The 16,023-nt window shown below is 62.2% G+C and carries 13 protein-coding genes; all 13 read right to left on the reverse strand.

Annotated elements, in window-relative coordinates; genetic code table 11:
* Positions 1–769, reverse strand: a 769-nt coding sequence (locus IB241_RS04875; RefSeq protein ID WP_192297248.1) for an alpha/beta hydrolase, incomplete at its 3' end; no start/stop codon positions are given.
* A gap of 186 nt (positions 770–955) precedes the next feature.
* A complete protein-coding gene (locus IB241_RS04880) occupies positions 956–2,233 on the reverse strand; it encodes a flavohemoglobin expression-modulating QEGLA motif protein (RefSeq protein WP_192297249.1) in 1,278 nt (425 codons plus the stop codon).
* Positions 2,234–2,294: 61 nt separating this feature from the next.
* Positions 2,295–3,011 (reverse strand): TetR/AcrR family transcriptional regulator, encoded by a 717-nt coding sequence (locus tag IB241_RS04885; protein WP_192297250.1) that lies wholly within the window; start codon positions 3,009–3,011, stop codon positions 2,295–2,297.
* Positions 3,012–3,118: 107 nt separating this feature from the next.
* Positions 3,119–4,621 carry a lysine--tRNA ligase gene (gene lysS / locus IB241_RS04890; RefSeq protein ID WP_192297251.1) on the reverse strand — a complete coding sequence of 501 codons (1,503 nt, stop codon included), beginning with the start codon at positions 4,619–4,621 and terminating at the stop codon, positions 3,119–3,121.
* Between the two features lie 109 nt (positions 4,622–4,730).
* Positions 4,731–5,826, reverse strand: a protein-coding gene (prfB, locus tag IB241_RS04895; RefSeq protein WP_192297252.1) for a peptide chain release factor 2 whose coding sequence is annotated in 2 segments (ribosomal slippage) — positions 4,731–5,753 and positions 5,755–5,826 — 1,095 coding nt in all. Because the reading frame shifts where the segments join, the coding sequence is not laid out codon by codon here.
* 613 nt (positions 5,827–6,439) lie between these two features.
* Positions 6,440–7,441, reverse strand: coding sequence for a diguanylate cyclase (locus tag IB241_RS04900; protein WP_192297253.1), 1,002 nt, complete (start codon positions 7,439–7,441; stop codon positions 6,440–6,442).
* A gap of 51 nt (positions 7,442–7,492) precedes the next feature.
* Positions 7,493–8,503: a chemotaxis response regulator protein-glutamate methylesterase gene (locus IB241_RS04905; protein WP_192297254.1), complete on the reverse strand. Its 1,011-nt coding sequence runs from the start codon at positions 8,501–8,503 to the stop codon at positions 7,493–7,495.
* Complete coding sequence (locus IB241_RS04910) at positions 8,500–10,788, reverse strand: hybrid sensor histidine kinase/response regulator (protein WP_192297255.1); 2,289 nt, start codon at positions 10,786–10,788, stop codon at positions 8,500–8,502. The genes IB241_RS04905 and IB241_RS04910 overlap by 4 nt, the downstream gene beginning before the upstream one ends.
* Positions 10,785–11,486 carry a chemotaxis protein CheW gene (locus tag IB241_RS04915; RefSeq protein WP_192297256.1) on the reverse strand — a complete coding sequence of 234 codons (702 nt, stop codon included), beginning with the start codon at positions 11,484–11,486 and terminating at the stop codon, positions 10,785–10,787. The genes IB241_RS04910 and IB241_RS04915 overlap by 4 nt, the downstream gene beginning before the upstream one ends.
* Positions 11,483–12,742 (reverse strand): CheR family methyltransferase, encoded by a 1,260-nt coding sequence (locus tag IB241_RS04920; RefSeq protein WP_192297257.1) that lies wholly within the window; start codon positions 12,740–12,742, stop codon positions 11,483–11,485. The genes IB241_RS04915 and IB241_RS04920 overlap by 4 nt, the downstream gene beginning before the upstream one ends.
* Positions 12,739–13,251 carry a chemotaxis protein CheW gene (locus IB241_RS04925; protein WP_192297258.1) on the reverse strand — a complete coding sequence of 171 codons (513 nt, stop codon included), beginning with the start codon at positions 13,249–13,251 and terminating at the stop codon, positions 12,739–12,741. Before IB241_RS04925 ends, IB241_RS04920 begins: the two co-directional genes overlap by 4 nt.
* Positions 13,251–14,873: a methyl-accepting chemotaxis protein gene (locus IB241_RS04930; RefSeq protein WP_192297259.1), complete on the reverse strand. Its 1,623-nt coding sequence runs from the start codon at positions 14,871–14,873 to the stop codon at positions 13,251–13,253. Before IB241_RS04930 ends, IB241_RS04925 begins: the two co-directional genes overlap by 1 nt.
* Before the next feature lie 280 nt (positions 14,874–15,153).
* Complete coding sequence (locus IB241_RS04935) at positions 15,154–15,861, reverse strand: tellurite resistance TerB family protein (RefSeq protein ID WP_192297260.1); 708 nt, start codon at positions 15,859–15,861, stop codon at positions 15,154–15,156.
* Positions 15,862–16,023: the final 162 nt, after the last annotated feature.

The raw sequence follows: 16,023 nt of genomic DNA on the forward strand, positions 1-16,023 counted from the left end.
TCTGCACATGACCGCCACGGGTCAACTGCAGCACTCTCGGTGGCGGCGCCGCCTGATACAGGCGGATGCCATTGGCCAGGGGCACGATCGGGTCGTCCAGGCTGTGGAACAGCAGCTTCGGCACGCCGGTCAGCCTGGGCATGTCATGGATGGCACTGTCGCGGTCCGGCACCAGCCAGGACAAGGGCACTTGCAACGGCCATGTTAACCAGGAGGTGCTCAGCGCGAATTGTCCTACATCACGATAACTGGCGGGCACTCCGTCCAGCACCAGCGCCTTGAGCTGCGCCTGACGCTGCGGATGGCCCGCCAGGTAATGCACCGCCAGCGCACCGCCGAGACTCTGACCGAGGACGATCAACGGTTGGTGCTGGGTTTCGGCGGCGGTGTCGATCCAGCTGAACGCCGCGTCGAGGTCCTGGTAGACCGCCGGCAGCGATGGTTTGCCTTCGGACAGGCCATAACCGCGATAGTCCAGGAGCAGTACCTGATAGCCCTGTTCCGGCAACCACCAACTGCCACCGAGGTGCCAGGCCAGGTTGCCGCCGTTGCCGTGCAGGTGCAGTACGGTGCCCTTGAGCGGCACACCAGGCTTGGCCGGCAGCCACCAGGCGTGGAGTTTCACCCCATCGGCGGTGGTGAGGGTCACGTCACGGTAGGCCAGGTGGGCTTTTTCCGGGGTGAACGGCAGGCCGGGCTCGGGGTAGAACAGCAGGGAGCTGCAACCGTTCAAGGTCAGTAGCAGGCACAGAATGCCGAGGATTCTCATCCGTTGAAGCCTCGCTATTATTCGATTTTCAGACTCACAGTGACTCAACAGTGGGAGCGGGGTTCTGTGGGAGCGGGCTTGCTCGCGAAGACGGAGTGTCAGCCAACTCATTCGTATCTGACACACCGCCTTCGCGAGCAAGCCCGCTCCCACACAAGCTCTCTACCACATTGAGATCCGGTTTCGTCAGAGGATGTTGGAGTAATCCGCCTCGATCCGATCCAGGCTCAGGTGATTGAGGAAGTTGGAGAAGCACATCCATGCCGCCAGCGCATTCATGTCGCGAAACTGCTCGGGCAGGTATTTGGGCGGCACCACCAGGCCTTCATCCACCAGTTGGCGCAAGGTGCGCATGTCCTCCAGGGTGGTCTTGCCGCAGAACAACAGCGGCACTTGCTCCAGCTTGCCTTTACGCACGGCCAGCTGGATGTAGTTGTAGACCATGATAAAGCCCTTGAGGTAGGACAAATCCTTGGTAAACGGCAGCCCCGTCGGCACCGAGCCACGGAAGACGCGACTGGCGTTGCCGTAGCTTTCGGCCATTTCAAAGCCCTGCTCACGGAAGAACTCGAATACCTGCAAGAAGTCGGCGCCCTCCTCCACCATGTGGATGGCGCGGGTGCGGTTGGTCAGTTTGCGCAGGCGGCTTGGGTAGGAGGCAAAGGTGATGATCTCCATCAGGATCGCCAGGCCTTCCTGGGTCACGGTGGAGGACGGCGGGCCCTTGGACAGGAAGGTGCAGATCGGCTGGTTCTGGCCGTTGAGGGTGGTGCCCACGTGCACCAGGCCTTCATGCACCTCCAGGGCACGCACGTCGCGGTCGTTGAACATCGCGTCGGCGCGGATCTTGATGTAGTCGGCGCCGGCGGCGGCATCGGCGACGATGCCGTCGGACTCGAACACGCGGATGGTTTCTTCGGCCTCGCCAAACACCTTGTTCAGGCGGGTTTGCAGCAGGGCCACGGCGTCCTTGGCGGTGAGGGTCTTGGCCTCATCCTTCAAGTCGCCACGGCCGTCGATATTGTTCAGGTAATCGGAAAGCATCAGGCCCAGGTCCGCCAGGGTCGGGTCGCCGGCGTGGAAGGCATCGGAAGCGGCGCCGTAGAGCTCCTGGGAAATCAGGCCGAAATCCTCGGTGCCACGCGCTTCGAGCATGCGCACCACCATGCGGTATTCCTTGCACATGCGGCGCATGATCTGCCCCACCGGGCTGAACTGGCCGAGGCGACGGGTGATGTCGCGCTCGATGTTCTGGAATTCCAGCTTGACCGCACTGGAGTCGAACGACAACGGTCGGTTCTGGTAATAGTCGCGGCTCACGGCAGGCATTTCCTTGCCCTTGGCCTTGAGGAATCCCTGGCGAATGTTGTCGTCCCACTTCACAGCGTCGAGGACGCGAATCGGTGTTTGTGCCAGCACAATGCGATCAGACAAGGTGCGTATCGTCTGCTGGTAATCGTCCACCTGATGCTTCCTCTTTAAACGTTATGTGCCCGCGCGCGGCCCCGCGTGTCAGCAGCCTACGTCAGACCGAAGCCAACACCAAATGCATGTAGCGCTTGAGGATCTCAAGCATCTCCTCAGCGGTCAGCGGTTCGGGGCTGCCCAGCAGGCCCTGATACTCCATCCGACCGATTATAGCCGTCAACACCTTGGCATCCTGTTGTGGCTCGCGCGAACCCAGTACCCGGAAAAACTGCTCGGTGCCCTGCAACAGGATCTGCTGGTGGGAACGCACCAGTTCGGCCAGGCGCGGGTTCAACAGAGCCTCCTGGCGAAAGGCCTGCTCGGCCATCAGGTGTTCGCGCCGGTTGGTCAGCTGACGCATCACGTAATCGGCGGTCAGCCGCGCAATGTCGTCGGCCAGCTGCGAACGCGACTGCGGGCTGCCATCGCCATAAGCGACCATTTCCCGCAGCAGGCCCTCGTTGCGCACCCACAGCTTGCCCATGAACTCGGCGCTGCGTTCGACGTACTGAGCAAAGGTATCGGTAAGCAGATCATCGATGTCCTTGAAGTAATAGGTGGTGGCCGACAATGGCACCCCCGCCTCCGCCGCCACTGCCCGATGGCGAACGGCGCGAACGCCATCACGCACGACGATGCGCATGGCCGCATCGAGAATATCTTGCCGGCGCTGCTCACTGCCCCGGCGGCTGGCCTTGCGGCCCTGATACTGGACGCTTTCCACCACAGCGGCAGCAATGCCGGCGGCGCTTTCTTGAGCGGTTACGCGGTTCACCCAAACACATCCTTGAATAGATCAAAACCTGGCGCTGTTTGCTTGACGCTTAAATACGCCGCATAAAAAAGCCGCCTTATAAAAGGCGGCTTCGGATTTCACTACGCTTACGCTTGTGGCCGCATGTGCGGGAACAAGATCACATCACGGATCGACGGTGAGTTGGTCAACAGCATCACCAGGCGGTCGATACCGATACCTTCACCTGCGGTCGGCGGCATGCCGTATTCCAGGGCGCGGACGAAGTCGGCGTCGTAGTGCATGGCTTCGTCGTCACCGGCGTCCTTGTCGGCCACCTGGGCCATGAAACGCTCGGCCTGGTCTTCCGCGTCGTTCAACTCGGAGTAGGCGTTGGCGATTTCGCGGCCACCGATGAACAGTTCGAAACGGTCGGTGACGTTCGGGTTGTCATCGTTGCGACGGGCCAGCGGCGACACTTCGAACGGGTACTGGGTAATGAAGTGCGGCTGTTCCAGCTTGTGCTCCACCAGTTCTTCGAAAATCATCACCTGCAGTTTGCCCAGGCCTTCGAAGCCCAGCACCTTGGCGCCGGCTTTCTTGGCGATGGCGCGGGCCTTGTCGATGTCGTTCAGGTCGTCAGCGGTCAACTCAGGGTTGTACTTGAGGATCGAATCGAACACCGACAGACGCACGAACGGCTCGCCGAAGTGGAACACCTTGTCGCCGTACGGCACGTCGGTGCTGCCCAGGACCAGCTGTGCCAGCTCGCGGAACAGCTCTTCGGTCAGGTCCATGTTGTCTTCGTAGTCGGCGTAGGCCTGGTAGAACTCCAACATGGTGAATTCTGGGTTGTGACGGGTCGAAACGCCTTCGTTACGGAAGTTGCGGTTGATCTCGAACACCTTTTCAAACCCGCCAACCACCAGGCGCTTGAGGTACAGCTCGGGGGCGATACGCAGGAACATTTCCATGTCCAGCGCGTTGTGGTGGGTCTCGAACGGCTTGGCTGCGGCACCACCGGGGATGGTTTGCAGCATCGGGGTTTCAACTTCGAGGAAGTCACGCTGCATCAGGAAGCTGCGGATGTGCGCGATGACTTGCGAACGTACGCGGAAAGTGTGGCGCACGTCTTCGTTGACGATCAGGTCAACGTAGCGCTGACGGTAGCGCTGCTCGGTGTCGGTCAGGCCGTGGTGCTTGTCCGGCAGCGGGCGCAGGGATTTGGTCAGCAGGCGTACTTCGGTCATTTCGACGTACAGGTCGCCCTTGCCGGAGCGGGCCAGGGTGCCGACGGCGGCAATGATGTCGCCCATGTCCCAGGTTTTCACCGCGGCCAGGGTTTCTTCCGACAGGGTCTTGCGGTTGACGTAGACCTGGATGCGACCGGTCATGTCCTGGATCACCATGAACGAGCCACGGTTGAGCATGATGCGACCGGCAACCTTGACCGGGATTGCAGCTTCTGCCAGTTCTTCCTTGGTCATGTCCGCGTATTTCTTCTGCAGTTCTTCGCAGTAGTGTTCGCGACGGAAGTCGTTCGGGAAGGCATTGCCCTTGGCGCGCTCGGCAGCAAGCTTTTCCTTGCGCAGGGCGATCAGGGAGTTTTCTTCCTGTTGCAGGGCTTGCGGGTCGAGTTGTTGGTCGCTCATGTCTTTAAATATTCCATCAGGTTCGTTGCCCCAGCCTGCGGCTGGGGATCGCGGGCAAGCCCGCTCCCACAGGGATCGAGGGGTGTCAGGCAATCCCGCATTGCATGTGTTACAGGCCTGATTTCAGGCTGGCTTCCAGGTATTCGTCGATGTCGCCGTCGAGCACCTTGTCGCAGTCACTGCGTTCGATGTTAGTGCGCAAATCCTTGATCCGCGATGCATCAAGCACATAGGAGCGGATCTGGTGACCCCAGCCGATGTCCGACTTGGTGTCTTCCAGCGCTTGCGAGGCGGCATTGCGCTTCTGCATTTCCTGCTCGTACAACTTGGCCCGCAGCATTTTCATGGCGGTGTCTTTGTTGGCGTGCTGGGAACGTTCGTTCTGGCAGCTGACCACGGTGTTGGTCGGTACGTGGGTGATACGTACGGCCGAGTCGGTGGTGTTTACGTGCTGGCCACCGGCACCGGAGGAACGGTAGGTGTCGATGCGCAAGTCGGCCGGGTTGATCTCGATTTCGACCTTGTCGTCGATCTCTGGCGAGACGAACACCGCGCAGAACGAGGTGTGGCGACGGTTGCCGGAGTCGAACGGGCTCTTGCGTACCAGGCGGTGCACGCCGATCTCGGTGCGCAACCAGCCAAAGGCGTATTCACCCTTGATATGCACGGTCGCGCCCTTGATACCGGCGACTTCACCGGCGGACAGTTCCATGATGGTCGCGTCGAAACCGCGCTTGTCGGCCCAGCGCAGGTACATGCGCAGCAGGATATTGGCCCAGTCCTGGGCCTCGGTACCACCGGAGCCGGCCTGGATGTCCAGGTAGGCGTTGTTGGGGTCCATTTCATGGCTGAACATGCGGCGGAATTCGAGTTTGGCGAGGTTTTCCTCGAGACGGGCCAGCTCGGCGATGACATCGCCCACTGCGCCTTCGTCGTTTTCCTCGACGGCCATGTCCAGCAGGTCACGGCAATCGGCCAGACCGGTGTTCAGTTCGTCGAGGGTGTCGACGATCTGCGCCAGCGCAGCGCGCTCGCGGCCCAGTTCCTGGGCGTATTCAGGTTTGTTCCAGACAGCAGGATCTTCAAGCTCGCGATTGACTTCGGTCAGACGCTCATGCTTTTGATCGTAGTCAAAGATACCCCCGAATAGTTTCGGAGCGCTCGGACAGGTCCTTGATGGTGTTAAGGATCGGGTTGATTTCCATGGCGGGCAGCACTCGTTGGCGAACTTTTGAAAGCCGGCGAGTATAACGGGAAATGGGGGGCAGCGGCAGCCCGCTTGGCGAAAAGGCTCGGGGTTGGTGGGCATATCCGTTGCTGCGGTAACGGCCACTTAGGGTTTCGCTCTTACAGCGACTCACTTTTGGAAAGAGCCCAAAAGTAAGCAAAAGGCTCTTGCCCCAACACTCGGCACCTCGCTTAGGCTCGGTGTGCCCGTAATCCGCCATGGATTTGAGGGGCCGCCCAAGATCAAAAGCCAGAGCCAGAGCCAGAGCAAACTACAGTTCCATCTGAATACATGGAGATCCAAATGTGGGAGCGGGCTTGCTCGCGAATGCGGTGTGTCAGTCAACTCATTCATTGACTGATCCACCGCATTCGCGAGCAAGCCCGCTCCCACAGTTTTGACCCCGTTCAACCCGCCCATGCCGGTCGGCTCCAAGGCCGCCGCGCCCTGACTTTTGATCTTGGGTCGCCCCGTCAAACACGCTGGCCGTTTGGTTACTTTTGGGTCCCTCCAAAAGTGACCCGCTGTAAGAGCGGAACCATAAGCAGCCGTTACCGAAGAAACGGATATGTACCCAGCGAACCCCAGCCCTACTCGATCCCCACCTGATTGCGCCCATTATGCTTGGCCGTATACAACCCCTTGTCCGCCGCCAATATCAACTGCCGGCAATCACCGCCCTGCTGCGGCGTAACGGTGGACAGGCCAATACTGACGGTCAGGCTCGCACCTTCCGTCGGCGCAATGTGCGGGATCTTCAGCGCCGCAACCGCCATGCGCAGCTTCTCGGCCACCAGGCGTGCGCCACCCGGCGAGGTGTTCGGCAGCACCAGCGCGAACTCTTCGCCGCCATAACGCGCCGGCAGGTCCGAAGGACGACTGCTGGCATCGCGGATGGTCGCGGCGACTTTGCGCAGGGCTTCATCGCCTTCGACGTGGCCAAAGCTGTCGTTGTAGGTCTTGAAGAAGTCCACATCGATCATCAGCAACGACAACTGGGTCTGGTCACGCATGGCGCGGCGCCATTCCAGCTCCAGGTATTCGTCGAAGTGGCGACGGTTGGACAGCCCGGTGAGGCCATCGGAGTTCATCAACCGTTGCAGCACCAGGTTGGTGTCGAGCAACTGCTGCTGGCTGACCCGCAGTGCGCGATACGCCGCATCACGCTGCAGCAGGGTCATGTAGGAGCGCGAGTGATAGCGGATACGCGCCACCAGCTCGATGTTGTCCGGCAACTTGACCAGATAGTCGTTGGCCCCGGCCGAGAACGCCGCGCTCTTGATCAGCGGGTCTTCCTTGGTCGAAAGCACGATGATCGGGATGTTCGCCGTGGCCGGGTGGTTGCGGTAGTCGCGCACCAACGTCAGCCCGTCGAGACCGGGCATGACCAGGTCTTGCAGGATCACCGTCGGCTTGATGCGGATCGCCTGGGCGATGGCCTGGTGCGGGTCGGCGCAAAAATGGAAGTCGATGTTTTCTTCGTGGGCCAGCCCACGCCGTACGGCTTCGCCGATCATGGCCTGGTCGTCGACCAGCAACACCATGGCGGCGTTTTCGTCGGTCTTGATGTCGTCGATCTGTAAATCATTCATGTGCAATCACCTGAATTACGGCCTGCAAGCCAGCACCGCGAGAGGTCATGTTCACTTTGCAAAGACCTCCAGCAGTCGGGGCGCAATTCTATCCAGTGGGCGAATTTCAACAGCAGCATCAATCGCCGCCGCCGCTTTGGGCATGCCATACACCGCACAGCTCTGCTGATCCTGGGCGATGGTCAAATATCCTTGTTCACGCATGAGTTTGAGACCCTGGGCACCGTCGCGGCCCATGCCGGTCAGCAATACACCGACCGCGTCGCCGTTCCAGTGGCTGGCAACGCTCTCGAAGAACACATCGATGGAAGGCCGGTAAATCTCGTTCACCGGCTCGGCGGTGTAGGCCAGGGTGCCGTTTTTCAACAGGCGGATATGGTGGTTGGTGCCGGCCAGCAACACCACGCCACTTTGTGGCGGCTCGCCTTCGCGGGCCAGGCGCACCGGCAGGCCCGAGGCGCTGCTCAACCATTCGGCCATGCCGGCGGCGAACACCTGGTCCACATGCTGCACCAGTACGATGGCCGCGGAAAAGTCCCGGGGCAAGCCCTTGAGCAGGATTTCCAGGGCAGCCGGCCCACCCGCTGACGAACCAATCGCCACCAGGCTCTCGCGTTTGCCGGGGCTGCGCGGGGCTGCGGTCTCGGCGCGCACGCGGCTGCCGCGCTGGCCGATCAGCCAGCCGATATTGAGGATCTTGCGCAGCAACGGCGCCGCCGCGTCCTTGGGATTGCCCACGCCGAGCGCCGGCGTATCGACCACATCCAGGGCGCCATGGCCCATGGCTTCGAACACGCGGCTGACGTTGGCCTGGCGGTCCACGGTGACGATCACGATGGCGCATGGGGTCTCGGCCATGATCTGGCGCGTCGCCTCCACGCCGTCCATCACCGGCATGATCAGGTCCATCAGGATCAGGTCCGGGGTCACTTCAGCGCAGCGCTGCACCGCTTCCAGGCCATTGCTGGCCACCCACACCACCTGATGCGCAGGCTCGAAACTCAGGGCACGGCGCAAGGCCTCCACGGCCAGGGGCATGTCATTGACGATCCCAATCCTCATGCCCGCGCCCCTCCAATCAGCTCGACTACGGCGTCGAGCAGGGCGTCGTCATGGAAACTGGCCTTGGCCAAATAATAGTCGGCGCCGGCATCGAGGCCACGCCGTCGGTCTTCCTCGCGATCCTTGTACGACACCACCATCACCGGCAGCGATTGCAGGCGACTATCACGACGCAACAATGTGACCAATTCAATACCGTCCATGCGAGGCATATCAATATCAGTGATCAACAGGTCGAAATCTTCCGAACGCAGGGCATTCCAACCATCCATGCCATCCACCGCCACGGCGACTTCATACCCACGGTTCAACAGCAATTTGCGTTGCAGCTCACGCACGGTGAGCGAGTCGTCCACCACCAGTACACGCTTGCGCGGCGCTTCGGTGGCCTGCTGGCTGCGCCGGGCGATACGCTCCAGGCGGCCGGTATTGAGCAACTTGTCCACCGAGCGCAGCATGTCTTCGACATCGACGATCAGCACCACCGAGCCATCATCGAGCAAGGCGCCGGCGGAAATATCCTGGACCTTGCCCAGGCGATCATCCAGCGGCAACACCACCAGGGTGCGTTCGCCGATAAAGCGCTCCACGGCAATCCCGTACACCGCATCGCGCTCGCGGATCACCACGACCTTCAACGTATCCGCCGGATTCTGCCCCGCAGGGCGTTGCAACAGCTGGCTGGCGGCGACCAGGCCGACATGGCGGCCCTCGTGCCAGAAGTGCTGGCGGCCTTCCAGTTGCACGATGTCCTCGGGCGCCAGGTCGCACATGCGTTCGATATGCGCCAGCGGGAATGCATAGGCTTCTTCGCCGACTTCCACCACCAGGCTGCGCACCACCGACAGGGTCAGCGGTACCTCAAGATGGAAACGACTGCCCTGCCCCGCCGTTTGCTCCAGCTCCACCGCACCGCGCAGTTGGCGCACCATGTGCTGCACCGCATCGAGGCCGACGCCACGCCCGGACACTTCGGTGACCTTGTCGCGCAGGCTGAACCCCGGCAGGAACAGGAACGTCAGCAATTCCTCTTCGCTCAGGCGCAGGGCGGTTTCCAGCGGCGACAAATGCCGATCGACGATGGTGCCGCGCAAACGCTCCAGGTCGACACCGGCGCCGTCGTCGCTCAGTTCAAGCACCAGCAACCCGGCCTGGTGCGAGGCGCGCAGGCGGATCAAGCCTTCCGCCGGCTTGCCCGCCAGCAGGCGTTGCTCGGGCATTTCGATGCCGTGGTCGACGGCGTTGCGCAATAAATGGGTCAGCGGCGCTTCGAGCTTTTCCAGTACGTCGCGGTCGACCTGGGTCTTTTCACCCTCGATCTCCAGACGCACTTGCTTGCCCAGGCTGCGGCCAAGGTCGCGGACCATACGCACCTGGCCCGCCAGCACGTCGGCAAACGGGCGCATGCGACAGGCCAGTGCAGTGTCGTAGAGCACCTGGGCGCGCTGCCCGGCCTGCCAGCCGAACTCATCCAGCTCGGCGGTTTTTTCCGCCAGCAGGGCCTGGGCTTCGCTCAGCAGGCGGCGAGTGTCGGCCAGGGCTTCCTGGGCTTCGAGGTTCAGGTCCAGGGTCTTGAGTTGGCCATCCAGGGTGTCCAGGGCGCGCACGCTCTGGCTTTGGATACGCTTGAGACGCTGCATGCTGGACAGATAAGGCTTGAGCCGCTGGGTTTCCACCAGGGATTTACTCGACAGGTCGAGCAGGCTGTTCAAGCGTTCGGCGGTCACGCGCAATACACGCTCGCCACCTTCGGTCATGCGTCGATTGTGGCGCGGCAGCTCAGCGCTCATGGGCGGCGCGGGCTCGGGCTCGACGGGCAGCTCTTCGACAACCGCAGCCGCCAAGGGCGCAGGCGCAGGCGGTGCTGGCGGCGGCGAGGCCTTGACGGGCGCCTGGGACGGATCGAGCAAGCGCTCCATCAATGTCACATACGCTTCAATGTCCGCCGGGCCCACGGTGTTGCCCGGCGTGGCGATGCGCATCAGCAGGTCGGTGCCTTGCAGCAAGGCGTCGATGTGTTCGGGTTGCAGGTACAGGCGGCTTTCCTGGGCGCTGACCAGGCAGTCTTCCATCACGTGGGACACGCTGACCCCGGCGTCCACCCCGACGATCCGCGCCGCGCCCTTGAGCGAATGGGCGGCGCGCATGCAGGCTTCGAGCTGGTCGGCCTGGGTCGGGTTGCGTTCCAGGGCCAGCAGGCCCGCGCTCAATACCTGGGTCTGGGCATCGGCTTCCAGGCTGAACAGTTCCAGCAGCGACGCGTCGCGCATCTGGTCGGGGGTCATGTGAGGCTCCGGGTCACGGCAGACAACAATTGCGCCTCGTCCAGCCACCGCAGGCTACGGCCTTTCCACTGCAACACACCCTGGGTGTAACGCGCGCTGGCCTGGGTGCCGGAGGCCGACGCCGCCTTCAAAGTGCGCTCATCGATGGCATGAATGCCATCGACTTCATCCACCGGCACCACCACCGGGCCGTCCTGCGCGGCGATGATCAACATGCGCGGCATGATCCGCCCGCCGCTCGCGCCATTGCCGGTGGCATCCAGGCCGAGCAGTTCCACCAGTGACAGGCACGCCACCAGCGCACCGCGCACATTCGCCACGCCGAGCAGCGCACGCGAGCGTTGGTGCGGCAGGGAGTGGATCGGTTGCAACGGGGCGACTTCCACCAGGCAGCGGGTGGCGATGCCCAGCCATTCCTCGCCGAGGCGGAACATCAGCAACGAGCGGGTGACCACCTCTTCGCCGACTTCGACGTCGGCCCGTGGGCGATGGTCGTCCTGCTGCAACGCGTAACGGTCGAGCAAGCGCGTGGCCGCCGCGGAATACACCGCGCAGTTGCGGCAATGGATATGGTCCACCAGCAGCGGGCAGGATTTGTCGCCATGGATACCGATACGGTTCCAGCAATCGTCGATGGCTTGGGTGTCGGCCAGGGTCAGATCCAGGCCGGCGGTATCGAGCGCTTCGGTGTTACTCATCGTTTGGACTCACTGTCAGCTCGCTCGCTACGCGCGGCACGCGCCTGCAAACGGCGCGCCCCCGCACTGTCGCCCTGGGATTCAAGCAACGCGGCCAGGTGCATCAGGGCCTGCGGGTGCTGCGGTTCCAGGTACAAGGCCTTGCGGTAAAACCCCTGGGCTTGCAGGGCACTGCCGGCCACATCGCTGAGCAGGCCCAGCCAGTAGAACACCTGGGCAGCCGGCGGGTGATTGCTCAAATAGCGCTCGCACGCGGCGCGGGCCTCGGCGCTTTTGCCTTCGTTGGCCAGGGTGGCGATCTGGCTGAGCAAATCGCCCGCATCGGACGGCGACGCCTTGATCGGCACCACCTGGGCACTGACCGTGCTGAACGGGCGCGGCTTGACCGGCTGCGAAGCTGCCGTGCGCAGCGGTGGCGGCGCTGGAATCGGCGCGAACACCGGTTCGGGCTTGAGCGGTTCGGCATGTCGACTGAACGCAAAGGACTGCGGCACACCAATCGACTTCATGCCGTGACGCCCCAGCAGGCTACCTTCGGCGGGGCCGATGAACAGCACCCCGTCGACGTGGGTCAGCTCCTTGAGCACATCGAAGACTTGCTTCTGGGTCGGCTGGTCGAAGTAGATCAGCAGGTTGCGGCAGAACACAAAATCGTAGCTCGCCTCATTCGCCAGCAGCGTCGGGTCGAGCAGGTTGCCGACTTGCAGGCGCACCTGCTCACGCACGCGCTCGCGGATATGAAAGCCGTCGGCGGACTCGTTGAAGTGCCGGTCACGAAAGCCTATATCGGCCCCCCGAAACGAATTCTTGCCATACACCCCGCGTCGCGCGCGCTCCACCGACAGCGGGCTGACGTCCAGACCAAGCACCTTGAACTGGTGCGGTGCAAGGCCGGCATCAAGCAAGGCCATGGCAATCGAATAGGGTTCTTCGCCGGTGGAACACGGCAGGCTGAGGATACGCAAGGCGCGCATCTGCTTGATCTCGGCCAGGCGCGCCTTGGCCAGGCGGGCCAGGGTGGCAAAGGATTCGGGGTAACGGAAAAACCAGGTTTCGGGGACGATCACCGCTTCGATCAGCGCCTGCTGCTCATCATGGGAGCGTTGCAGGTGCTGCCAGTAATCATCCGCCGTCTGCGCCTGCACAGCCTGGCTGCGTTGGCGCACGGCGCGCTCGATGATCGCTTCGCCGACGGACGCGACGTCCAGGCCGATACGTTCCTTGAGGAAGTTGAACACCCTTTGGTCGCTGCTCATAGGCTCGACTCGGCAGAGAACAGCAAGGCGCGCACGTCGTCGGTCAGCAGATCGTCGACGCCAATCCACTGCATCAGGCCCTGGGGATCTTCCCGCACCGGCCCGAGGTACGGCGCCTGGTGATTGTCCAGGCCATAGGGCTGGAACTCAGCGGGATCGCAGCGCAAGGTGCCGGTGGCTTGCTCCAGGATCAACCCCAGCCAGCGCGGCGCAACCTCGGGCCCGGGCTGGTAATTGACCAACACCAGCCGCGTGCTGGTACGGACCTGGGCCGCGCAGCCAAAAGTCAACGCACTCAGGTCGATCACCGGCACCAACGCACCACGATGGGCAAAGATCCCGGCGACCCACGCCGGCGCATGGGCGATGGGTTTGAGCAGCAGGCGCGGCAGCACCTCGGCCACTTCCGTGGCCTTGAGGGCGTAGCGTTCGCTGCCGATGTGGAACACCAGGAACAACGCCTTTTTCGCTGCCGGGACGGCGCCGCGTTTAGCCGCGAGGTCGCTCATCAGACTTTGAAACGCGACACGCCGCTGCGCAGACCCACCGCAACCTGGCTCAGTTCATCAATGGCAAAGCTGGCCTGACGCAGGGACTCGACGGTCTGGCTGCTGGCATCTCCCAACTGCACCAGCGCGTGGTTGATCTGCTCGGCGCCGGTGGCCTGGGCCTGCATGCCTTCGTTGACCATCAACACCCGCGGCGCCAAGGCCTGTACCTGGTGGATGATCTGCGACAGCTGCTCGCCGACTTGCTGCACTTCAAACATGCCGCGACGCACTTCTTCGGAGAATTTGTCCATGCCCATCACCCCGGCGGACACCGCCGACTGGATCTCGCGCACCATCTGCTCGATGTCGTAGGTGGCCACGGCGGTCTGGTCGGCCAGGCGCCGCACTTCGGTGGCGACCACGGCAAACCCGCGCCCGTATTCACCGGCCTTCTCGGCCTCGATGGCAGCGTTGAGGGACAGCAGGTTGGTCTGGTCGGCGACCTTGACGATGGTCACCACCACTTGGTTGATGTTGCCGGCCTTCTCATTGAGGATCGCCAGCTTGGCGTTGACCAGATCGGCAGCGCCCATGACCGAGTGCATGGTTTCTTCCATGCGCGCCAGGCCTTGCTGGCCGGAACCGGCGGCCACCGAGGCCTGGTCGGCGGCGGTGGAAACTTCGGTCATGGTGCGGACCAGGTCCTTGGAAGTGGCCGCGATCTCACGGGAAGTGGCGCCGATCTCGGTGGTGGTCGCCGCGGTCTCAGTGGCGGTGGCCTGTTGCTGCTTGGACGTGGCGGCAATCTCGGTGACCGAGGTCGTGACCTGTACCGACGAGCGTTGGGCCTGGGAAACCAGGGCCGTGAGTTCGGTCATCATGTCGTTGAAGCCGGTTTCGACGGCGTTGAATTCGTCCTTGCGCTCCAGGTTCAGGCGCTTGCTCAGGTCACCGTCGCGCATGGTGCCGAGGATTTCGACGATGCGCTGCATCGGCGCCATGATTGCGCGCATCAGCAACAGACCGCACAGGCCGGCGGCCAGGATGGCCACGACGAGGGACAGGAACATGCTGATTTTCGCCGCCGAGACCGCGTCATCGATGGCATTGGTCGCATGGTCGGCGACGTCTTTGTTTTGGGTGATGATGTCGTTGAGCTTCATGCGGCCTGCGGTCCAGGTCGGCGTGAGCTGGGCATCGAACTCTTTGCGCGCTCCCACCTGGTCACCGCGCTGCAGGCTGTCGAGCACTGTGGCCAGGCTCTTGTTATAGGCCTGGTGCAGGGCTTCGAATCTGTCGAACTCGACCCGGTCTTCTGTGGTGGCGATGGTTTTTTCGTAATTGCGCAATTCCTGCAAGACGCGCCCTTCATAGGACTTGAACTCGGCCCGGTCGGCGTCGCTCAGCTGTTTGTCGGCGCGCAGGCCAAGCAATTCCAGGGTTTGCAGGTAACTGTCGACCCAGGCGCTGCGGATCATCGAACTGAGATAGACCCCCGGCACCGCGTCGTCACGCACCGCGACTTCGCTGGTTTCGATCTTGAGCAACCGTGAATAAGAGACCACAACCATTAACAGCATGATGGCGATAATGACCGCAAAACTTGCCAAGATCCGTTGGCGCAGGGTCCAGTTCTTCACAGTAATTCCTCGAAGGGCCATTCAAATGGAGGGGAGTATAGCTGAGCAGAAGCCCTCATTAATCAACGGGTTTTGCTTGAATGCTCACATAATCCAAAAACAACCCAGGCAATCAATAACGGCGGGGGCCGCCCTCCCTCGGAACAAAGCCTGACGCGGAAAAAAATGTGGGAGCGGGCTTGCTCGCGAAGGCGGTGGATCAGTCAGCACATTCAGTGACTGAAACAGCGCATTCGCGAGCAAGCCCGCTCCCACAGTTTAATCGGTGTTTTGTAGGGAGTTATTGGCTCAGGCGCACCTGTTTTTCCAGCTCGGCCTTCAAGCCGGGCTCTAGCTTGAGCTGACGGGCCAATTCATCCAGATAGGCCTTTTCCATAAAGTTTTCCTCGTCCACCAACATCACGCTGGCGATATACATCTCGGCGGCCATCTCAGGGGTGCCTGCGGCACGGGCCACGTCGGCCGGGTCCAGGGGTTTGTTGAGCTCGGCGTGCAGCCAGCTCTGCAGCTCGCGGTCGTTGTCCAGCTTGGTGAACTCGCCTTCGATCAGCGCGCGCTCGCGCTCATCGACGTGGCCATCGGCCTTGGCCGCCGCCACCAGTGCCTTGAGGATGGCCTGGCTGTGCTGCTCGATCTGGGCCGGGGGCAGGCGGTCGACGGTCTGTGGCTCGCCCTTCGGCGCATTGGCCTGTTGCGCCTGCCAGTTGCCATAGGCTTTGTAGGCAATCACACCCAATGCAGCCAGGCCGCCGTAGGTCAGGGCCTTGCCGCCGAACTTGCGCGCCTTTTTATTGCCCAGCAACAGGCCCATGGCGCCCGCCGCCAGGGCGCCGCCGCCCGCACCGCCCAACAGGCTGCCCAGACCTGCGCCGCCGAGCAGGCCGCCCAATGCGCCCTTTTCGTCTGATTTACGCTGCCCACCGGCCTTGTTTTGCAGCATGTCCTGGCCAGACTTGAGCAGTTGATCGAGCAATCCACGGGTATTCATTCGTAGCCTCCAGACACTGGGTTCGTAGGACCAATAGGCCACCAGCGTAAAACTAAGTGCCAAAAACCCCCGATCTAGAGTGCTTCCAGATGTAACGCGGCTACCCTTCGCTAAAACCGATATACACTCGGGTAAATCTATAAAAACACCCCACTGGTAATT

The sequence above is a fragment of the Pseudomonas sp. PDM05 genome, from assembly GCF_014851685.1.
Classification (GTDB): domain Bacteria; phylum Pseudomonadota; class Gammaproteobacteria; order Pseudomonadales; family Pseudomonadaceae; genus Aquipseudomonas.